This is a genomic window from Candidatus Dependentiae bacterium (genome assembly GCA_026389015.1).
Classification (GTDB): domain Bacteria; phylum Babelota; class Babeliae; order Babelales; family Vermiphilaceae; genus JAPLIR01.
The window spans coordinates 1-23,529 of record JAPLIR010000008.1; the positions used below are offsets into that span (position 1 = coordinate 1).

Consider the following 23,529-nt stretch of genomic DNA (forward strand, 5'->3'; position numbering starts at 1 on the left):
AGACGAGTACCGGATTCTTACAATCACAAATCGACAGCACTTCAGATATGACAAATATGTTGAAGACAAGCACTGGCGAACTGCAATCACAAATAGATATGATTACGAGTATGACTGGTATGAGTGAAATTATATCATTGATATCGCGTGTAGAGGTTCTTGAAACCTGCTGTGATGCTGTCAAGACAAGTACCGGCTTCCTACAATCAGAAATTGACAGTATTAGTGATATGACTTCTATGTTAAAGACAAGTACGGGTGAGCTACAGTCACAAATAGATATGATTAGCAGTATGACTGGTATAAGTGAAATTATATCATTGATATCTCGTGTTGAGGTTCTTGAAACATGTTGTGATGCTGTCAAGACGAGCACCGGTTTCTTACAGTCTCAAATTGATAGCAACAGTGATATGAGCACCATGCTCAAGACAAGTACCGGCTTCTTGCAATCTCAAATAGATGTGCCTAATAATTGTTGTACGGAGTTAAAAACAAGTACAGGCTTCCTGCAATCACAAATTGACAACATTAGCCGAATGACTGATATGTTAAAAACAAGTACTGGATTCCTACAATCGGAAATAGATTCGATTTTATGTCCTGTTAATTGTTGTGATGTTACCTTTATGACTTCAGTGACTCTTGCTAATAACGTTGAAACAGGTGATTGGTCATTTGATAGTAAATTCATTGCCATTGGCTTAGGTACACAAAGAAACCCTTGTCTAGGTGACTCCTTTGATGCTCAGGTATTAAAGATTTATGAGCTCGTAGGTAATTCCTTAGTCTTAAGAGCGCAAACATCTATTGGCAACACTATATCTGGAGAAGTGTCAGAAGTTAGATGGCATCCAACCAGACATCGTTTGGCGGTAGGTAGGAAGTTCTTAGATGACGATGAAACCGAATCTCGTTTGCATATTTTTGATTTCAATCCAATAACTTTTAGCCTTGCTCTCAAGAGTAGTAGTGAACCGAATGATGTCTATGCGTTGTCATGGCGTCCGTTACCATTGATGAATGGTAAAGATGTATTGGCAGTTGGTAGAAATGTTTCTATAGCTGAATTGGCATTGTATACAGTCGATACTTTGGGCATACTTGCAGGTCCATTGTCACCTATAGATACGGATGGCACCATTTCAATAAAAGCGATTGACTGGAATATCACGGGTAGTTTTGTGGCTGTAGGTGTTCAGGTAAGTAGTGATAATAAGGCATTACAAGTGTACACGCTCAATCCGGGTGTTCCATCATTGACCTTGAATGTTGCATCATTAGTTGAGACAACTCCGGGTAATCCACTTACTAAGACATCGGCAACAGCAGTTGAATGGAGTTCTGATCCAGCAGATTACCTTCTTGTAGGTTTAGACGGAACATCAGGAGAATTGGTGCAAGTATTTAAACATGATGGTTTATTGGGTACTCTAACACACCTAGGCGGCATTACTGACTTGGACGCAGAGGTTCGTAGTATTGATTTCCACAAAAATGGTTCATGTATGGCGGTTGGCACTGAAGCCAGTGGCGCCAACGGTGAATTGAGTATTTATAATTTTGATAAGGCTTCTGCAGTATTCAGCCTAGTAGTAAATTTTGATAATTTCAGTGATATGGCTGTAGAAGACGTGCGTTGGTCACCTAATGGTGCATCCTTATTAGATGGTAGTGATAATAATGTATTATCAGTTTATAAGAGCCCATGTCCTCAAGTTACCATATGTGATTTAATTTCACGTATAGCGCTTCTTGAGACATGTTGTGATACCACGAGCTCTCGTCTTGACACCGTAGAGACTTGCTGTGAAAGATTAACTATACATACAAATCTAATTGAAACTGAATTGAGACTGCGTAGTGATGATTTTATTACTCGTCTTGACAGTCTTGATAGTTGTTGTGATCGATTGCAGTCAGAAATAGATGGTGTATGCACATTGACTTGCATTACTTCATCTCTGAGCTTAATCTCGAAATTTGCAGTGCTTGAAGCTAGTCTAGCTTCATTAAAGACGAGTACAGGTGAATTACAGTCGCAACTTGATGCTGTTGATTCTTACTGTCCAGATCAGGGTGCTTGTTGTGATATTCAGTTCCTTGTAGATGATGCCTTTAATGATAACGTTGCGACGGCAGACTGGTCATTTGACAGTAAATTCTTGGCAATTGGTTTGAGTAACGATAATACGCTTATTGATGTGAAGGTTCTCAAAATATATGAACTTGTTGGCATGAATCTTGTACTTCGTCAAGAGTTCCAGTTTTCTAAACTTCGTGATGTGAGTAGTGTCAGATGGCATCCAACATCACATCGTTTGGCTGTTGGTCGTATTTTGGCAAAAAATAATGCATTAGAACCGCAATTAAACATTCTTGATTTTGATCCGATTACCTATGCCTTAACAGTGGTGGGTGCTGCAGAATTTGATCGTGATGTGTATGCAATCTCCTGGCGTAAAAAGTCATTGAATAGCGGTGATGTTTTGGCAGTTGGTAGAAATCATCTTAATGAACTTGCGACGTATGTAGTTTCTAGTGCTGGGGTGCTTTCTGTTCCGATGACGCAGATATCTACACATGGCAAAGTACAAAAAGAAGCATTAGATTGGGATGCAACAAGCAAGTTTATAGCGGTAGGGGTTAAATCAAGTAGTCCACTACAGGCATTGCAGGTATATGCATATGATGAGGCGGGACCGTCATTAACGCTTAATGCTGTGGCGGCTATTACCGATCGTATTGATGGTACGAGTCGTACGGTGTTTGCGGTTGATTGGAATTTCAGAAGTAAATATCAGAATCTTTTGGCGATAGGATTGCAAGGTAACGCAGGGCAATTAATGCAACTTTATTCACATAATGGTATTGCGGGAACGTTAAGTTATGTCAATGGTATTGATGGGTTAGATGAATCGGTACGAGCTCTTGATTGGCATCCAAAAGGGACTTGTCTAGCCCTTGGCAAGAATGGAAGCATGAACAATGGTGGAGAATTTAGAACGTATAGTTTTGATAAAGCCTCAGGTATATTCACGCAAGTTAAAGAGTTTGATGACCTTGGTGATGTTGATGTGGAAACAGTGCGTTGGGCTCCAAATGGCCATTACATAGCGATAGGTAATGACAATATTTCTGCCAATATGATGCTTGGCATTCTTGATGGCGTAAGAGCTAGTGGCGTGCTCGGCAGTGTTTCTGTTTATCAAAATGATTGTATTTCATTAGCAGAGCTTGTGTATTCTATTGGAAGGCTCCAGAGTTGTTGTGATGCTTTACATACAGGTTCATGATAATGATATTGAATAACGAATCTATTTAATTATAACAAGATTTCAAGTAAACATTGAATGTTCGATATGTTTTTTTATATGGTTATTAAAGATTTTAAAGTCATCTTATTATAATGTAGCTGGACAGTGTTTTATTAATTTTTCTCAGAAAAAAGTTAATAAAACAATAAAAAATAGTAGTAATAGAGCATAGTCGAAGAGGTGAATGAATGAATCGTCACAGAAATATTTTTCTATATAGTTCCCTTTTGTTACTCAATATCGTATCTCAATCTTTATTAGGTATAGACATAGGGTCTGATACTGCAGTTAAGCGGTTTAATTCCCAACAAACACTGCATGATGGTGATAGAGTTGCCGGCTTTGCAGTATTCGATGGCGGTTTAATTGTTAATTCTGGTACTACGGTAATATGGGACTCATTATTTCCTGTTTCTGGTCCGATCGCATTACGTGGAACATTATCTCTGAACAATAATCTTTTGTTTCGTGATATAAGTTCACTACAAAGCTTGGGTACTATCTATGGTAATAATCATTCAATTGCCATTGCTGATTCCATGAATATTATTCCAACATTAGCACCAAGCTCATCTGTTCTTTCCGACGTATCTCTCAAGCTCAGTGGCGACGTTAAGTTAAATCAGGCAGGTATTAATTTTACTGGTAATTGTAGTATTAATGGCGGAGGTAACATACTGAGCTTTGATGATGCTAGTATATTTACTATCACCAAAGGATCTACTTTACGTATAGAAAATGTTTTTATAAAGAATATTGGGGATACGAGTTTTGTATTTGATGATTTATCTGCATCTCTAGAACTCAGTAATGTTACGTTTCAACTTGCTCATGATGTTGTACAGCATACAGGGAAGGTTGTTGTTGAAGGGCCAATGACGCTTATTACTAAGCAATTTAATTGGACAATAGATTCTGATGCACTCATGGTAGTGGATGGTATAACCTTATGGGTTGATCCAGTAGGAGTTTCATCAAGGGGCGGTTTAAAGTTTATTGGTCAAGAAAATCTTAAACTTCTTTCCAATGGTGTGGTAAAGGAGGCAGTAACGTCTCTTATGGATTCATCGGGGAATATGATTGATTTTCAAATGACAAGAGCTGTTGACACTGATCTTCTTGCGACTAGTACTGGTTTCTTGCAATCGCAAATAGATGCGTTATTTAATTATGGCACTGCATTAAGTACCAGTACTGGATTTTTACAATCACAAATAGATGAAATATTGTGCCCGGTAAATTGTTGTAATGTAACATTCTGTAGCTCTGCTACTGTTGATAATAATGTTGAGACGGGTGATTGGTCGTTTGATAGCAAATTCATCGCTATTGGTTTGGGTACACAAGTGAATGGCGTTCTTGGTGATTCATTTGACGCTAATGTATTGAAGATTTATGAACTGGTAGGTTGTACCTTAGTATTGAGAGCCCAAATTCCTATTGGTTGCACTATTTCTGGAGAAATATCAGAAGTCAGATGGCATCCAACCAAGCATCGGTTAGCGGTTGGTAGAAAATTCTTAGATGATGATGAGACTGAAGATCGTTTGCATATTTTTGATTTTGATCCAATTACTTTCAATCTTACTTTGAAGAGTAGTAGTGAGTCTACCGATGTTTATGCATTAGCATGGCGCCCAGTACCATTGATTAGCGGTAATGATATATTGGCAGTTGGTAGAAATATTTCAATAGCTGAATTGGCATTGTACACGGTAGATCCAACAGGTATACTTGCCGGTCCGCTGTCACCAATAGATACCGATGGCACCATTTCATTAAAAGCTCTATCTTGGAATATCACGGGTAGCTTTGTAGCTGTTGGCATACAAGTAACGAGTGATAATCTTGCATTACAGGTATACACCTTCAATCCGGGTGTTCCATCATTGACCTTGAATGCTGCATCATTAGTTGAGACAACTCCAGGCAATCCATTAACCAAGACATCAGCAACGGCAGTCGAATGGAGTTCTGATCCGGCAGACTACCTTGTTGTAGGTTTAGATGGGACATCAGGAGAATTGGTTCAAGTATTTAAACATGATGGCGGTTTGGGTACCCTTACACACTTAGGCGGCATTACTGGTTTAGATGCAGAAGTTCGTAGTATTGATTTCCACAAAGATGGTACATGCATGGCAGTTGGCACTGAAGCCAGTGGCGCCAACGGTGAATTGAGTACCTATAATTTTGATAAGAATTCTGCAACATTCACCTTAGTACTTAATATTGATACTTTTAATGATCTTGCTGTGGAAGATGTACGTTGGTCACCAAGCGGCCACTTCTTGTTGGCAGCGAGTGATGACAACTCATTGTCTGTTTATAAGAGTCCGTGTCCTCAGGTTACCATATGCGACATTATATCGCGTCTTGAATCGTTAGAAACATGTTGTGATGCATTAAAAACCAGCACCGGATTCTTACAATCAGAACTTGATACATGTTGCGAACAAGCGAGTGGATGTTGTGAAAGTCTCACCTCGCGTGTTGAGATTTTAGAAACATGTTGTGATGCATTGAAGACAAGCACCGGTTTCTTGCAATCAGAGATCGATACTATACAGTTACAAATAGATAACATCTGTTCGCTGACCTGTATATCATCAACCCTAACGCTGATATCTCGCGTTGAGGTTCTTGAAACATGTTGCGAAGCGCTGAAAACAAGCACCGGATTATTACAATCACAAATTGATGCTTTTGAATGTGATTGTACCTCGGAATGTTGTGATGTTCGGTTCTTGGTGCAGGACGCCGGCTTTATGGATAACGTGGCAACAGTAGATTGGTCTTCGGATAGTAGATTCTTGGCCGTTGGCTTAAGTAATGATGATACCTTGCTTGATCCTAAAGTGTTAAAGGTATATGAGCTTGTTGGTTCAAGCTTGGTACTTCGTCAAGAGTTTGAGTTCGATAAGCTTCGCGATGTGAGTGTTGTCAGATGGCACAGAACATTACCTCGTTTGGCAGTTGGTCGCATCTCGGCAAAAGATGATGCGCTTGAACCACAATTACATATTTTTGATTTTAATCCAATTACCTATGCCTTAACCGTAGTAGGTACTGCTGAAATTGATGAAGATGTGTATGCGCTTTCATGGCGTACAGTGTCATTGCTGAGCGGCGATGATTTGTTGGCCGTTGGTCGTGATAATATCAATGAAGTTGCGACCTATCGCGTGGATCCTTTAGGAGCATTATCTGCACCAATGACACTGATAAGCACGCAAGGTAAGGTGCAACAAGAAGCTATGGATTGGGATATAACAGGTTCATTTGTAGCCGTTGGTGTTGAGGCTGGTAGCTTAATAAATCCATTGCAAGTATTAGAGTATGATGAAGGAGCGCCGTCACTGACGCTCAATGCTTCATTCCCTGTGACAGATCTTCTTGATAGTGATGTGCGTACGGTGCTTGCCGTTGATTGGAACTTTAGAAAGAAGAGTCAAAATTTACTTGCTATCGGTTTACAAGGTGATGCGGGTCAGTTAATGCAACTCTACAGGCACGATGGTGGTGCGGGAGCACTGAGCTATGTTAGTGGCATTGATGGCTTAGGTGACTCAGTAAGGTCGCTTGATTGGCATCCAGAAGGAGAATGCATAGCGCTTGGAAAAAATGGTAGTATTAGCAACAGTGGTGAATTCAGAACCTATTCTTTTGATAGACTCACCGGTGTGTTTACGCAGATAAATGTGTTTGATGATCTTGGTGATGCTGATGTAGAAAGTGTACGTTGGTCACCAAACGGTCGTTTGGTTGCGATTGGTAATGATACCATCTTTGGTAATATGATGTTGAGCATGCTTGATACTACTAGAGCGTCTAATGTACCTGGTGCTGTAACTGTGTATAGAACTACTTGTCTTTCGTTGATTGAGATCATCTCTATAATTGAGGTGCTTGAAACGTGCTGCGATAGGGTTAGAACGAGTACTGGTGAGCTGCAATCGCAACTCGATGTTTGCTGTGGTAGTTTGACATCGCGTGTTGAGATATTAGAAACATGTTGCGAATCTCTCAAGACAAGTACAGGATTTTTGCAATCAGAGATCGATGTATGTTGTACAAATTCTTCTAGTGAATGCTGCGAAAGTCTCGCTTCGCGTATAGAAGTGCTAGAGACGTGTTGCGAAGCATTAAAGACAAGTACTGGATTTTTGCAATCTGAGATAGATGTGTGTTGTGGAAGCCTGACTTCACGTGTTGAAATATTAGAAACATGTTGCGAAGCACTAAAAACAAGCACCGGATTCTTGCAATCGGAGATCGACATGTGCTGTGGTCGACCAATGCCAATAGGTGATTGTGTCATCACGGTAACGGGCGATTTATGCTTAACGCCGGCCTTGTTACCCGTAGATCCTTTTACTGAAGTGGTATTCAAGTTTAGCCCATGTTTTAGCAATATGTGCGGTGCGCTAACGACTAAACCTAAGGTGATTATTGACCCATCACAATTTATTGGTGGACGTGTTCCATTGCCAGCTAATACTCGCGTGGTGTTTACGGGTGAAGGTATTGTGGAAGTACACGATGGCATCGTTTTTGATTTCCAAGGTACACCAAATACCGATAAATTCGATTGGCCGGGATTGGTAATCGAAGAATTGGCTATTATGGATTTCAAGACATCTTCTACTACGTGTGGATCGACAGAGACTACTGACTTTACACAAACGGTGACAGTAACCTTTGGTGGCTTGGGTGGTTGCTTCGTGGTACGAAGCGGTGCTCAAATGTTGTTGGATAATCCAATCAATGTGATTTTTGGTGAAACAGTTGATACGCAAATAGATCACCATGTTGATGCTGCAGGTGTTGTGCGTTTGACGCTGAATGATCTTACCAAGCAAACACCCGTATTAACCTATCATTTAGGTCAATTTGAGATCCTTTATAATAACCACAGTACTCTTGATATTCAGCATGGTACCGTTGAGTTTAATACCTTATATGGCCAGCAAAGTGAAGGTATCATAACGACGTGGCACTTCGTTGACAGTTCAAGTCTTCGTATTAGTAAAGTAGGGGATCCACGAACAGATGGCTTATTGCGCTTGGCACCAAACGCCCTTAATTTCCAAACTGATTTTGACAATAGAGACGGCGTCATCTTTGTGGGCAATACCCTCTTGAGTACTGGTAACATTGAGTTTAGAAGCTTTGATGGCTCAGGTAACATTCTAGTGGATACGGTGTTATTGATCCAAGATAAGCACTTTGCCTTTGTGCGTACTATGGTAGAGATTTATATGGAATTAACCTATGCCATTAATCGTGGCCTTGTCGAATCACCGGATGCTACAATTTTGGCACGACTTGGTACTATTCCGTTGATATCGCAGGATGGAACATTGGCTGCGTATTGTCCGTCACGTGATGGTTCGGTTGTTCAATTAAAACAAGGTGACCATGATGTGCGTTATGATGGCGCGTTAATAAGAGGTTCTAATTTTAACAATCAGGTATTTACTATATCCAATTGTAATGCAGCAACGAGAATAAACTAATGATGGGTGATAAATATAAGGTAAGCTTTATACATTTAGATGAGGCAGGTTGGATATGAAAAAAAGAGTAGTATGTTTTTTGATATATACAGCGCTGATGAGTAATTATGCGGTTGTGAGCGGTAGATCATGTGCTGATCGTTGTGATGCTACAACTGACGACGGTGGTAACATTATGTTAGGTAAGGATTATTATTTTTCATTGCTTGATAAAGCTGTTAAACGTCATTGGGCGGTACCAATACTTTTTAATTATTCAATAGTAAACGAAGTGTTTGGCGATGATTGTCAGCCAACAGGCATTGCAGATGGGGCATTTGGTGGTCGTGTACGATTGCGTGATATTTACTTAATATCACGACTTTCAGAAGATAATAAGGTTTTTTTTGATAAGAACGCTCCACGACCACTTTCTGAAGTGCGCGATGCTACGCTTACTGGCAATACCCCTTGGGGCGATGTTGCTCAGGATTTATATCTTACCTTAATAGCACCATTAGAGTTTGGTTTTAATGTGCAGAAACAAGAAGCAGGATGCAATATGATTCGAGAAGTGTTTGATAAAAAAGGTATAAAGTTTGCTGGCAGACAAGTGAATATTGGGTTTGGGGATGTTTCAATCTTTGGATTATTAGATCTTGGAGGATTGTGGAAGCATACTGATGGCTTACAATTTGGTGTTACGGTAGTTTTTCCTACCGGCAAGCAAGTGTGTCAAGAGACATTATTTGCACCGAACTTGGGCGACGGTGTGTATAAAATAGAGCCATTCTTTAACGCTGTTTTTAATACGCCCTCTACAGTCTTTAATCCAACCGTTAAGTTGGTTGGTTCATTCAGTCGTCAGCGTTCAACAGGAAATTCAGGTGGTACACGTATTGGTAAATTCACCTCATCTAATTCTGCGGGGCGTGTGGAATTAAAAAATGTGCCAGGCTTAAATTTTCCAGAAACAGGTGATTCTGGGCGGTTTGGAAAATACTGGGTAGAATCTTTTTCAGAGGAAGTTGATTCAATTATTCCAGAATTTGCTGATACAGCAGTGCCAGCATGTATTAAGCCTGGTGCGCGATTCTTGTTTGGGATTGGTAATTACTTTTATGATATCTTTGCTTATGGTTTCAGGCTTGGTCTTTTTTATGATTATTCATTCAAGCGTAAGGATTGCGTTACGGTTGATCCATGCTATGGTACTTTTGACATTTGTGCGGTAACGGCAAATACTTCAGAAAAGTCACATTCTCTTGGCGCTAACTTGACCTACAAGTTCAGAAATATGTTAGAGCTCAATGTGGGAACTCAAAATGTGATTGGTGGAAGAAATGTTCCACGCTTACACGAGTTCTTCGCATCAATTATTGCGGTGTTCTAATCTCATAGTCTCGTCTTGAAAAGGTTTATTATATTATTCAAAGTAGTGCAATAAACCTTTTTGTATTACCGTGCGTTTTTTTTGTGATTGTTTTAATTCAATAGCATTGTTTATCTTAAATTGTTATTTATCCTATTGATCGTTCTATAAGCATTTTTGGCACTCTATCGCTTGTATGAAATAATGGTTCTTGTATCATAAGAAATCATTTTATTATATGAGTGGCATTTATTTTTTTAGTTGATAGTATTGGTGCCGTATGTTGGTTCTAGGTAGAGTATGATAAGCGTATAAAAAAGCAGAGCATATGAAGAAACAAATTTTTTTTAGATTAGTAGTAATGTTAGGCATGTCTTGCGGTCTTTTTGGACAAACTATCCAATCAAAAGATTTTTCTGTCAGTGATATAAAAAAAATAAACAAGCCTGCGTATAACGTAAGTGCAGCATTAGCATTAGAAGAAGTAATGAAGAGCTCTGCTGCGCAGCAGAGTGTTAAAACTTTACAAGATCCAGTTACCAAACATACAGCTTCTAATCCATTGCAATCAGCTGTGGATGTTGCTTCTGCCGTCTCTAGCAAAGCTGATACCAAAGAGTCTGTTGTCAAAGAGCAAAAGACTCTTTATGTAGGTTCTCCTGTGAGCAGTATTACTGTTGATGAAGATGATGATAGGCGGTTTCTTGTTATTGGATCGGTGTATAGTTGTTTTTGTAGTGACACAGCGTTTGATGGTTGTCGGCAAGAAGTTCCTTTAGCGCAGGTACTTTTTACTACAACATTTGGGTTTCCAGGTTTAAGTATTTCTCCTAATAATCACCCAAAGCCATTTACGATAGGTGATATCTTTCTAGAATCGCGATTATCTCAACAAGGCAAGATGTATTTAGATACCATCGGTCCAACGGGCACCTCGTTTGGTAACGTTGCAAACGAGCAATATTTATCATTGCTAGCACCTGTTCAAGTACAATTTTATGCTTCTCAGAAAGAATCTGGCGCAAATGCAACTTTTATGTATCGATTCTTTTTGGGTGATTGTGACAATATTGCAGCATACGTTGGTTTAAATGTGCCGGTTATTTGCCGTACGCATGAATTGGAGCTGGAATTAAACTATGGCACTTTGCTTGACAGTAATGTTGGTGGCATATGTATGACAGGTACATGTACACCCTTTACCGATGCGGAATTAATGGCTTTGTTTAATGATGACTATGCGACATTTACTGTTGCTCTACAAGCGATTAAATGTCCTGCAGGTTGTCCTAACGGTTGTTGTAATTCGAACCAGAATACCATAGCTCAATTTTTTGGTGATTTTAATAGTGTAGAAGACTTTTTTATTCGTGGTGTATTAGCTCCTAAGGGCATAGAATTGGAAAGCAAACAGCAGAAAATAGGATTTGGTGATATTTCATTAGTGGGGTCCGTAGATTTTGCCCCGGGTTTTGATAATTTAGATGCATTGCAATTTGGTGTTAATCTTTCGATTCCAGTGAGTGGTCCAGTAAAGCCTGTAAAGGTCTGGCCTATCTCATTGGGTAATAATGCGTTTGCCTTAGACCTCTTTAGTAGTGTTATTGTAAATGGTGGCAAATACTGTAATCCAGCATTTTATCTTACTGGTTCATTTTTCGCCTCGGGTAAAGCCTATATTCGGGCGCCTCGTCTTTTGTCTTCCAAGGTGCCGTTGCCAACCAATACACTATTGATTAACACTGGTGTATTGACGCCAGTATTTAAAAATTATTTTGTAATGCCTTTTTCGGAAGTAGATACATTGGTTTCTGAATTTGCAGATACTTTTGTTCAAACACGAAATCGTCGAGGGTCATCTGTTATTGTTGGTGTTGGTAATTATTTTCAGCAAGTTTTGGATTGTAAATTAAGATTGGCGGTCTTTTATGATTTCATGGCCAAAGGTAAGGATAATGTGTGTATTTTAGAAACTCCTGCTACGGGAGATTATAATATAGATACGCTAGATCTGGATGTTGGCACTATTAAAACTACTCTTTCGGTCATATGTAAAACAGAATTTGCTCATCGTATTAGCTGGCATGCCGCCTATAAATTAGGATCATGTGGTGAGGTTATGGTAGGCTCGCAACATATTGTGACAGGGAAAAATGTTACCAAAAGCAACCAAGGATTTGTAACATTTGTTTGTACATTTTAACATGGGCATGTATTAAAAAAGTAGAGCGTATGAAAAAACAAATACTATATACATTAGTGATTTCATGTTGTTTAATACAAGCCGTTTTGGGGACAGATGTACACCAGGACAGTTTGTCTACGAATGATCTTAAAGAAGCAGTTATAGTCTCTAAGAAGCACGCAAATGATTCTGCTGCTGCTGCGCGAGGATTAGAAAAAAGTATTAAGCAATCTGTCAGTAAAATGATTCATCCTTTAAAATTTTCTGTTGATGTGGGTGAATCAACGATAAGCAGTAGTAAGCAAAAATCGGTTTCAAAAAAGAAAAATAATATCTATTTAGGTTCAGCTTACAATAATTTAGTAATCAATGAAGATGAATCAAATCGATTTCTTGTTGTTGGATCGGTGTACAGTACTTTTTGTAGCAGTACTGGATTTGATGATTGTCATCGAGCAGTTCCTTTATCGCAGCTTGTTTTTTCTACAACTACTGTGTCGCGTGACTGTGGTCAGAAAACGTTTCCCCTAAGAGACATATGGTTGTTCGGAAAACTGGCTGAACAGGGCAAGGTTTCCATTGATACTGACGTGCTCAATCCGGTTGGTAATGTGTCAGCGCTGGCGACATTAGCAGGAATGGACGCAACCTTCTTTGCTTATGAACAAGAGGTCGGTGCCAATGTGAGTTTTATCTATAAATTTTATTTTAATGAATGTGAAAACATTGCCGGATATCTTGGTCTAAATATTCCAGTGATCTGTCGCAGGCATGAATTGGATTTTCAGTTATCGGGTCGTAGTTTGGTTGGTGATGAGGCAATTAATTATTTTTTTAGCAGACAGAATGGTATTCGAGACTTTTTTATTCGTTCGATAATGAATGGAAAGCCACTGTTGGAGTATGAACCAGAGCAGAGTAAATTTGGCTTTGGTGATATTCAAATATTTGGTTCGGTAGATTTTGCGCCAGCTCTTAATCATTTCGATACACTACAATGTGGGATTAATCTATCGATGCCTTTTTCGGCGTCGGGTCTTACCACCCAAACAATATGGCCAATAATATTGAGTAATCGGTGTTTATCTTTAGATGTTTTTGGAAATGTTACTGTTCGGGGTAATCAATATTTGAATCCAACGTTTTATCTTACTGGTTCATTTAATTTCCCATTCTCAGATTATGTTAGAATTCAGGCTATTGTGTCGTCGTCAGACATCCGTTCACTTGCTTCCTTTATAGGAGATTATGTGTATCAACCTTTTATAGAACTCGATTCAACTATTGTTGAGTTTGCAGATTTGGTGGTTCTAGGTAAAATCAAGCTGGGATCACGAGCGATCGCAGGTTTTGGTAATTATTTTTACGCTGTTGATAATTGCGAGTTCAGATTTGGTATCTTTTATGATTATATGATAAAGGGCTCTAATACATTCTATTTACTGGCTGACGCCCAGGCGGCAGCCGGAGTTAAAGGGCGTCTTTATGATTCCAGTGCATATAAATGTAAACAAGAAGCCGCACACCGTATAAGTTGGCATGCGGCGTATAAATTTAAACCATGTGGTGAGATTATGGTTGGCTCCAACCATGTAGTGGCAGGTAAAAATACTGTTAGAAGAAACGATATGTTTATTACGTTTGCGGGTACATTCTAAGACAATATATTATTGTTGCTTGCCATCCCAAATCAAATACGCTTCAATGAAGTCCATGAGTTCACCATCAAGCACCAAGTCTGGCTGCGGTGATTCATGATCGGTCCTGTGATCTTTAACCATCTTGTAAGGATGTAAGACGTATGAGCGAATTTGAGATCCCCATTCGATTTTCTTTTTCTCAATGGCAGCTGTTTTTGCAGCTTGTTCTTCTTTTTGTTTTTGTACTAACTTTGCTTGGAGCATTTTCATTGCTACTTCTCTGTTCTGCATTTGCGAACGTTCATTTTGGCACTGCACAACGGTGTTTGTTGGAATGTGGGTTATGCGCACAGCTGATTCTGTTTTGTTAACGTGCTGTCCACCAGCGCCTCCAGCGCGGTACGTATCGATGCGTAAATCTTTTTGATCGATGGTGATTGCTATTTCAGAAACTTCCGGCGTGAGTGATACGGCTGCAAATGATGTATGGCGACGCTTGTTGGCATCATAGGGTGATATGCGCACTAAGCGATGAATGCCTTGTTCTCCTTTAAATAGTCCGTAAGCATTCTTTCCGCGAATAAATAAGGTTGCTGATTTAATGCCGGCTTCTTCGCCAACTTGGTGATCGAGAATATCGACAGCAATTTTTTCTCGTTCGCAAAAGCGAGCATACATGCGCAATAAGAGTTCTGCCCAGTCTTGCGATTCGGTGCCGCCTGCGCCAGAATTAATAGTTAAGAAGCAATTGGCATGATCTTGTTCATCATTTAGTAGGAGTGCTATTTTAAACAATGAAACTGCTTTGCGTAATGCGTGCATATCAGTTGATAATTTGCGTAGTTCTTGTTCGTCATCTTTAAATAGTTCAATGAGTTCTGATATTTCTTGATTCGTTTGTAATATGTATTGGTACTGATCGCGTTGTAAGCGTATGCGTTGTAATTCTTTGAGGATCTCGGTTTGTTTAGAGTTTTGCCAAAAGTTCTCTTGAACGCTTTGCGTGTGGAGATCTTGGAATGCCTTTTCTAGTTTTGCATTTTCCCAATACGCTTTAATTGTTGTTATGTCTGGTTCTATTGTCTTCAGTTGTTCTTGTAGTTCATCAAATAACATGATTGTATGTTCCTCTTTATTAAGGATAAGTGATCTGTATCAAAATAGTATAACAACTAACATAGGTAATAGAAGTATCGTAAAAACTCCTGGCGCTTCCTATATATAAGGGGGTGCCTTTATATCAATTGTATTGCTTGTCCATTTTTGAAAGGCTATGGTTACCCTGAATAAGGTATGTTTTGGTGTTGTTATAAAAGGAGCGTATATAATGGTGTATTACAATAGAGTAGTAATGGTGGGCCTTATATATTGTATATATAGTGTGTCGCATGCAATGAGCAATGAAGCAACAAGGGTAACCAAACCTATTTCATTATTAACTGTGGCGCTACAGAGTTCTGGTCAGCAAACCTTTATACATAATCCTGTTCCGGTTAGATCGTGTTCTTCTATTATTGTAGATGATCTAGAGTCATTGAGTATGGGGACGCCACCGGGTGGTTTATCTACTGATTCAAATAAACGTGTACAACCAAAGGTTGCCGCGCACTCATCATCTTATATAAGAGTCATTATACCTGGTTGTGTTATAGGTGGCTGTGTTGTTTTGGTGAAAGTGAAGAAGGACCAAGATAGGGCACTAATAAGGCAATAAGTGCTTCTATGCGTATATATCATAGGGTGAGGATATGTTTTTTAGGGCTACTTACCCTTAAAAATCACTCCTTTATAGTAATAGATGTATATCAAAAGAGGTTTTTGGCTCATTAAAGGCTCTTTTTACGCTACGGCTTTTGCATGTTTTTGTGATTTTTTGTTCAATTCTTTTAAAATTCCTATAAAAAATGAACAAAAAAATAAAAAGTTTTTAATGAAAAAAGAGCTGTTGGATAAAGGCGAAAATGCCTTATAGCTCGTGTTTTACATTAGTTTAAATGAAGCATTCTGCATGGATAAAAGTATAAATTTAAAAAAAAGTTTAAAAAAAAGTTTGACCTTATCCATTATCCATGATAAATTTTACTTCGAATCAGTTGAAACAAATCGCTCAGCAGCAAGTCCCAAGGGACCTGAAGTTTGAAAAAGATTCGTGGAAACAACTCGCTCAGCAAGAGGTCCTAAAAAGCCTCCCAGTTGAGAAAATCTTTGAAATTTTCGAGAGAAATAAAAAATTGCCTAACTGTTTTAAGGCAAATCCTTTTAATTTTTAAATTTGTGATGGAGAGTTTGATCCTGGCTCAGAATAAACGCTGGCGGCGTGCCTAACACATGCAAGTCGAGCGAGAAAACCTTTCGGGGTTAGTAAAGCGGCGGACTGGTGAGTAACGCGTGAGAATCTACCATTCAGTGAAGAATACCCTCGAGAAATTGGGGTTAATACTGCATACGTCCCTCCGGGGAGAAAGATGGCCTCTTTGCTGTCGCTGATTGATGAGCTTGCGTACTATTAGCTTGTTGGTGGGGTAATGGCCTACCAAGGCAATGATGGTTAACCGGCCTGAGAGGGTGTTCGGTCACATTGGAACTGAGATACGGTCCAGACTCCTACGGGAGGCAGCAGTGGGGAATATTGCGCAATGGGCGAAAGCCTGACGCAGCGACGCCGCGTGGAGGATGAAGGTCTTCGGATTGTAAACTTCTGTTAAGTGTGAAAAATGCCTTATTCCTAATACGAATAAGGGATGATGGTACCGCTAGAGAAAGCACCGGCTAATCTCGTGCCAGCAGCCGCGGTAATACGAGAGGTGCGAGCGTTATTCGGAATTATTGGGTGTAAAGGGCGCGTAGACGGCGCGTTAAGTTTACTGTTAAATCCTTCGGCTTAACTGAAGAAATGCAGCAAATACTGGCGTGCTAGAGGATGGAAGAGAGAAGTGGAATTCTTGGAGTAGCGGTAAAATGCGTAGATCTCAAGAGGAACACCGATGGCGAAGGCAGCTTCTTGGTCCATTTCTGACGTTGAGGCGCGAAAGCGTGGGGAGCAAACAGGATTAGATACCCTGGTAGTCCACGCTGTAAACGATAATCACTAGACGTTGGTCCTGTTTAACGGGATTAGTGTCGAAGCTAACGCGTTAAGTGATTCACCTGGGAAGTACGGTCGCAAGATTAAAACTCAAAGGAATTGACGGGGGTCCGCACAAGCGGTGGAACATGTGGTTTAATTCGACACTACGCGAGGAACCTTACCTAGGCTTGACATGCATTTGACAGTTGTGGAAACACAATCTTTCGGGCTTCGGTTCGGACAGATGCACAGGTGCTGCATGGCTGTCGTCAGCTCGTGTCGTGAGATGTTTGGTTAAGTCCTCTAACGAGCGCAACTCTTGCCATTAGTTGCTACTTTTAAGTAAAGCACTCTAATGGGACTGCCTGGGAAACCAGGAGGAAGGTGGGAATGACGTCAAGTCAGCATGGTCCTTATGTCTAGGGCTACACACGTGTTACAATGGCCAGTACAAAGGGCTGCTAACTCGCAAGAGCATGCTAATCCCATAAAACTGGTCTAAGTTCGGATTGGGGTCTGCAACTCGACCCCATGAAGTTGAAATCGCTAGTAATCGCATATCAGCAACGATGCGGTGAATACGTTCTCGGACCTTGTACACACCGCCCGTCACACCATGAGAGCTGTTTGTACCCGAAGCCATTTTAGCTAACTTGAAAGAGAGGCGAATGTCTAAGGTATGGGGAGTGATTGGGGTGAAGTCGTAACAAGGTAGCCGTAGGAGAACCTGCGGCTGGATCACCTCCTTTCGAGGGAGTAAATACCAGTTATTATGTCTTCGGACTTAATTAACTACATTGAGTGTGTAAATATAAGGGATTTGTCTTAAAACAGTGTGGCGCAGCTAAATCTGGGCCTATAGCTCAGTTGGTTAGAGCACCCCGCTGATAACGGGGAGGTCAGTCGTTCGAGTCGACTTAGGCCCACCAAGAAATTGTGGGTTGAGGTTGACGTGTCGACATATGCCTTTAGTTGGCATTGAGATGCAGTTCCCTGACCACTATCTTAGCAAGGTTAAGGGGGTGTAGCTCAGTTGGTAGAGCGTCCGTTTTGCACGCGGAAGGCCAGCGGTTCGAATCCGCTCATCTCCACCAAAAAACCTTTTAAAAACCTTGTGTTTTTCGAAGTAAGCTGTATAATTTATTTAAATTTTCTCTCGTTAATTAAAATTGAAAAAAAAGAAGCAGAAGCAGTAAATGATAAAAAATTACTTGTGATCTTTGAAATATTTGTAAATAAAGAGTCCTTATAGTAACCAACAGGTGAATCAGCAAGTTTGTAATTAATTGAAAAGGGCTTTTGGTGGATGCCTTGGTATCAAGAGGCGATGAAGGAGGCGGAAGGCTGCCATAAGCTTCGGGAAGCTGCCAATCAAGCTATGATCCGAAGATTTCCGAATGGGGAAACCCGTATTGGTAAACCCAATACATTCTTATCTGAATACATAGGGTAAGAAAGCGAACGGCGTGAACTGAAACATCTAAGTAGCGCTAGGAAAAGAAAACAAAGTGATTTCCCAAGTAGTGGTGAGCGAAAAGGAAACAGCCTAAACTTTTATCACGTGATAGCCTGTGTGCGTTGTGATAAAGGAGTTGTGAGATATAAGCGTTCAAGAAATACAGTTCTTGAGTTGTTATTAATATAATGTAGTTGAATGTTCTGGAAAGGACAGCCATAGAAAGTGACAGCCTTGTAATCAAAACATTATGTTAAGCAATAGTTTGTGTTCTCGAGTACCATAGAGCACGTGAAATTCTGTGGGAATCTGCCCGGACCATCGGGTAAGGCTAAATACTACTTGATGACCGATAGTGAACTAGTACCGTGAGGGAAAGGTGAAAAGAACCTCGGAAGAGGAGTGAAATAGAACATGAAACCAACTGTCTACAATCGGTGGAAGCGATATATACGTATGCGCGACCACGTACCTTTTGCATAATGAGCCAACGAGTTACCATACGCTGCAAGGTTAAGTTTTGAAAGAACGGAGCCGTAGCGAAAGCGAGTCTGAATAGGGCGAATAGTAGCGTGGGGTAGACCCGAAACCTAGTGAGCTATCCATGTCCAGGATGAAGTCTCAGTTACATGAGATGGAGGTCCGAACCGGTGTGGGTTGAAAACTGCTCGGATGAGGTGTGGATAGGAGTGAAAGGCTAATCAAACTGGGAAATAGCTGGTTCTCCCCGAAATATATTTAGGTATAGCCTTGTTGGATCTGCTATGGCGGTAAAGCACAGTTTTAATTGTGGGGGCGTAAGCTTACCAGATTTTTACTAACTCTGAATGCTATAGCATTAGAAGACAGGAGACAGACTGTGGGGGATAAGCTTCATAGTCGAGAGGGAAAGAGCCCAGATCATCAGCTAAGGTCCCTAAATACTCGTTAAGTGGTAAAAGAAGTGAAAACGCAATGACAGCCAGGATGTTGGCTTAGAAGCAGCCATCATTTAAAGAAAGCGTAACAGCTCACTGGTCAAGTATTTTTGCGCTGAAAAACGAACGGGGCTTAAACGAGTTACCGAAGCTATGGATTATAACAAGATTCGTCTTGTTTTAGTGGTAGGGGAGCGTTCCTTGATAGATACAAGTTTGACCGTAAGGACAGATGTCGTGGATCAAGGAAGTGAGCATGTTGGTATAAGTAACGAAAAAATAGGTGAAATTCCTGTTCGCCGTAAGTCTAAGGTTTCCGTGAGAACGGTTCATCCACTCAGGGTTAGTCGATACCTAAGCCGAGGCCAATTGGAGTAGGTGATGGACAGCAGGCTAAATATTCCTGCACCATTTAGTAGCGTTTGAGTGATGGAGTGACGCAGTAAGGTAGTTTGAATTGGCGTTTGGATGCCAATCTAAGCATTTAGAGGAGTCTCGTAGGTAAATCCGCGAGGCTGTTATCCTTGAGGTGTGATGGGTACGCTAATTTTTAGGAAGAAGCGTATTTGAATGATCCTACACTGACTAGAAAAGCTTCTAGCGAGCTATGTGAATGATCGTACCGCAAACCGACACAGGTAGACGGGCAGAGAATGCTCAGGCGTTGAGATAACTATCATTAAGGAACTCGGCAAAATTGCCTCGTAACTTCGGGATAAGAGGCGCCTGCAGTGTGACTGATTAACTTCAGGGAGCATTGTCAGGTTTCAACAAAGAGGCCCAACCGACTGTTTAACAAAAACACAGGGCTCTGCAAACTCGTAAGAGGAAGTATAGAGTCTGACGCCTGCCCAGTGCTGGAAGGTTAATAAGAGAAGTCAGCCGTAAGGTGAAGCTTTGAATTGAAGCCCCAGTAAACGGCGGCCGTAACTATAACGGTCCTAAGGTAGCGAAGTACCTTGTCGGGTAAGTTCCGACGCGCATGAATGGCGTAACGAGTTGGGCGCTGTCTTAATGATAGACTCAGTGAATTTGTAGTACAAGTGAAAATGCTTGTTACCCGCGAAAGGACGGAAAGACCCCGTGCACCTTTACTATAACTTGACATTGATTTTTGGATTAACTTGTGTAGGATAGGCGGGAGACTGTGAAGTTGAGGCGCTAGCTTCAATGGAGTCATCCTTGAAATACCGCTCCTGTTGATTTGAGAATCTAACTTTGTACCGTAATCCGGGCAAAGAACATTGTCTGGGGGGTAGTTTGACTGGGGTGGTCGCCTCCTAAAAAGTAACGGAGGCGTTCAAAGGTTCCCTCATGACGAATAGAAATCGTCTTTAGAGCGTAAAGGCATAAGGGAGCTTGACTGCAAGACATACAGGTCGAGCAGGTGCGAAAGCAGGACTTAGTGATCCAGTGGTTCTGAATGGAAGGGCCATTGCTAAACGGATAAAAGGTACGCCGGGGATAACAGGCTGATCTCCTCCAAGAGTCCATATCGACGAGGAGGTTTGGCACCTCGATGTCGGCTCATCGCATCCTGGGGCTGAAGAAGGTCCCAAGGGTTTGGCTGTTCGCCAATTAAAGCGGTACGCGAGCTGGGTTCAGAACGTCGTAAGACAGTTCGGTCCTTATCCGTCGTGGGCGCAGGGTATTTGAGAAGGGTTGTCCCTAGTACGAGAGGACCGGGATGAGTAAGCCTCTGGTGTTCCAGTTGTCCTCCAAGGGCAGCGCTGGGTAGCTAAGCTTATTAGAGATAACCGCTGAAAGCATCTAAGTGGGAAACTCGCTTCAAGATAAGATACCCCTAATTAAGACCCCTTGAAGACTACAAGGTTGATAGGCTGGATGTGTAAGTACCGTAAGGTATTTAGCTAACCAGTACTAATAGGTCGAAAGTTTTAATTACATTTGAAAAAATTATGAACCTCTTGGTGAAGAATGCTAAAGACTCTCTTATTACAAATATTTCGATCACAAGTGTAAATTTTGAAAAATTTCTGGTGGGTATAGCTACGGGGACACACCCGTTCCCATTTCGAATACGGCAGTAAAGTCCGTAGCGCCGAGAATACTTGGCTGGAGACGGCCTGGAAATGTAGGTACCGCCAGATTAAAATAAAAAACCTCGAAGGTAAAACTTCGAGGTTTTTTAATGTCTAAAATTTAACATTATCGAGCCTTTCTTTTATTCCGTATTATGCATATGGTACCCTTATTATAGATTGCAATGTTCTTTTAAATAACAGTTTGAATCTGGGGGGGTATTGTGAAATGCGTTAATAGACTTTTTATTATTTTTAATGTTATTGGTGTCCTGTCCTTATGGTCTGTTGCTTTAGAAGGAATGGAGAAAACCACACAAGAATCAGAAATTATTAGTACGGTTGCTATCGTTAGTGTTGTTACGAGTGTCGGTTGTGTTCTTTGTAACGAACTTCGCTATCAGGTAGCACAGTATTTTGTGAATAAATTGGAACGAGAAATATTAGCGGTAAATGACGATAATGCAAATTATAACCCCTGTGATATTTCTCTTTGGATAACTAAGCAAAAAAAATTAGCGAGTTTAACAGCAGATGCACGGGATCTTAAGGACTATGCACTTATAACTCGGCTGATGAGTGTTTTTCTTAGATAATTATTTTTGTTTTTTAAAGACTATTTACTCTTGTTTGAGTATTGAGTTATTCTTAAAACGTTAAAAATATACACTCATACGTTGTGGAGAAGAGCGATGAATAATAATATATGGAAAAAAAGTTTTATTGCGGTTTCTTTGTTATATGCACATTGCACTATTTCGTTGTCTGTTAGTGATATGCAAGATGTATATGTGACGCACAGACTTGCTACTGATACGGATGCTGATTGGGTTGTTGTTGGCGCTGGCCCTGCGGGAATTGCTACTGTTGGTGTATTGATGGATATTGGTATTGATCCGCAACGCATCATGTGGATTGATCCTGAATTTAATGTTGGTCATCTGAGTGCGTTTCCTCATGTGCCAAGTAATAATAAGACCAAAGAATTTATTGATTTTGTTAATGCTTGTGACTGTTTTAAGGAGTGTACAAGTCCAACGTTGGAGCAATTGCATGCTTATAATCCAGAAGAACGCCATAATCTTGAAGTAGTTATAAAGCCGTTGGTATGTATCACTGCCCATTTGCGTGAAAAGATTCAGTCCATCGAGGGCATGTTGACGGCATTGTTTTTCGATCAAGGGGTGTGGCATGTTGGCACAAGCACTGGGCAAGCTGTCTCTGCGCAGCATGTTGTTCTTGCTACTGGTTCTTATCCAAAGACGCTCGAATATAATAAACAAGGCATTATCACACTGGATAAAGCTCTCGATCCTGAAATTTTAAAAACATTGGTTGGGGCGGAGGATACGGTTGGTGTTGTTGGTGGCTCTCATTCAGCAATTTTGTTACTCAAGTTTTTATCGGAGTTGCAGGTTAAGCATATTTATAATTTTTATAAATATCCCATTTTATATGCGGTTGATATGGGAACGTGGACCTTGCATCCCAATGGTATTAAAGGTATTACGGCACAATGGGCACGTGAAGTATTAGAAAAAAATCCACCTGCAAATCTCACTCGTATTCAAGTAACCGATAGTACCTTGCCAGCATTAGTTGAGCAGTGTTCTAAAGTTGTTTATGCTATTGGGTATGATCGTAATCCATTGCCGGCGGTGAATGGTCAAGAGCCTATTGCTCAGTACAATGAACATAATGGCTTTATCGCCCCACGTCTTTTTGGTATTGGTATTGCATTTCCTGAGCAACGAGTCGATCCATTGGGTAATCAATCGTATCGCATTGGGCTTGATAGTTTTATGAGTTATGCGCAGCGGTTGATACCGCATTGGGTAGCTGGTGATGTAGAGGAACAAGTTAAACGCAGTGGTAGAATACAGCGTCAGATGAATCTGCTTGAAAAAATGGCTAGTTTATTTACTATCGAAGCATTATAATCATTAACGAAATTTTTAGTCAAAAAAGCTCTTGTGGGATTGTCCTACAAGAGCTTTTTTTGTATGTGGAATATGTACAATGAATGTATCGGGGT

At 40.5% G+C, this 23,529-nt stretch carries 9 protein-coding genes, 2 tRNA genes and 3 rRNA genes; 13 read left to right on the forward strand and 1 reads right to left on the reverse strand.

What is annotated here, in order from left to right; genetic code table 11:
- The 5 genes from NTX86_00540 to NTX86_00560 all read left to right on the forward strand — a co-directional run.
- A partial coding sequence (locus NTX86_00540; protein MCX5921806.1) for a hypothetical protein occupies positions 1 to 3,296 on the forward strand: 3,296 nt, incomplete at its 5' end.
- A gap of 209 nt (positions 3,297 to 3,505) precedes the next feature.
- Positions 3,506 to 8,836 carry a WD40 repeat domain-containing protein gene (locus tag NTX86_00545; protein MCX5921807.1) on the forward strand — a complete coding sequence of 1,777 codons (5,331 nt, stop codon included), beginning with the start codon at positions 3,506 to 3,508 and terminating at the stop codon, positions 8,834 to 8,836.
- 55 nt (positions 8,837 to 8,891) lie between these two features.
- On the forward strand, positions 8,892 to 10,208 hold the full coding sequence (locus NTX86_00550; GenBank protein ID MCX5921808.1) for a hypothetical protein: 1,317 nt from the start codon (positions 8,892 to 8,894) through the stop codon (positions 10,206 to 10,208).
- A 307-nt stretch (positions 10,209 to 10,515) separates the two neighbouring features.
- Complete coding sequence (locus NTX86_00555) at positions 10,516 to 12,390, forward strand: hypothetical protein (GenBank protein MCX5921809.1); 1,875 nt, start codon at positions 10,516 to 10,518, stop codon at positions 12,388 to 12,390.
- Positions 12,391 to 12,419: 29 nt separating this feature from the next.
- Positions 12,420 to 14,030, forward strand: coding sequence for a hypothetical protein (locus tag NTX86_00560; protein ID MCX5921810.1), 1,611 nt, complete (start codon positions 12,420 to 12,422; stop codon positions 14,028 to 14,030).
- A 9-nt stretch (positions 14,031 to 14,039) separates the two neighbouring features.
- Here the strand turns inward: NTX86_00560 and prfB are convergent, their stop codons facing one another.
- Positions 14,040 to 15,128, reverse strand: a complete 1,089-nt coding sequence (gene prfB / locus NTX86_00565; GenBank protein MCX5921811.1) for a peptide chain release factor 2 — start codon at positions 15,126 to 15,128, stop codon at positions 14,040 to 14,042.
- 211 nt (positions 15,129 to 15,339) lie between these two features.
- Here prfB and NTX86_00570 point away from each other — a divergent pair, with 211 nt between their 5' ends.
- The 8 genes from NTX86_00570 (at position 15,340) to NTX86_00605 (ending at position 23,434) form a co-directional block, all read left to right on the forward strand.
- Complete coding sequence (locus NTX86_00570; GenBank protein MCX5921812.1) at positions 15,340 to 15,726, forward strand: hypothetical protein; 387 nt, start codon at positions 15,340 to 15,342, stop codon at positions 15,724 to 15,726.
- A gap of 560 nt (positions 15,727 to 16,286) precedes the next feature.
- Positions 16,287 to 17,828 (forward strand): 16S ribosomal RNA (locus tag NTX86_00575).
- 103 nt (positions 17,829 to 17,931) lie between these two features.
- Positions 17,932 to 18,008, forward strand: a tRNA-Ile gene (locus NTX86_00580).
- Between the two features lie 89 nt (positions 18,009 to 18,097).
- Positions 18,098 to 18,173, forward strand: a tRNA-Ala gene (locus NTX86_00585).
- A 186-nt stretch (positions 18,174 to 18,359) separates the two neighbouring features.
- A 23S ribosomal RNA gene (locus NTX86_00590) occupies positions 18,360 to 21,358 on the forward strand.
- A 90-nt stretch (positions 21,359 to 21,448) separates the two neighbouring features.
- Positions 21,449 to 21,563, forward strand: a 5S ribosomal RNA gene (rrf, locus tag NTX86_00595).
- The 16S, 23S and 5S rRNA genes sit together here with 2 tRNA genes alongside, the layout of an rRNA operon.
- A 155-nt stretch (positions 21,564 to 21,718) precedes the next feature.
- The gene (locus NTX86_00600) at positions 21,719 to 22,090 is read left to right on the forward strand and encodes a hypothetical protein (GenBank protein ID MCX5921813.1); all 372 of its coding nucleotides are present in this window, start codon (positions 21,719 to 21,721) and stop codon (positions 22,088 to 22,090) included.
- Between the two features lie 96 nt (positions 22,091 to 22,186).
- Complete coding sequence (locus tag NTX86_00605) at positions 22,187 to 23,434, forward strand: FAD-dependent oxidoreductase (protein MCX5921814.1); 1,248 nt, start codon at positions 22,187 to 22,189, stop codon at positions 23,432 to 23,434.
- The last annotated feature ends 95 nt before the right edge of the window (positions 23,435 to 23,529 follow it).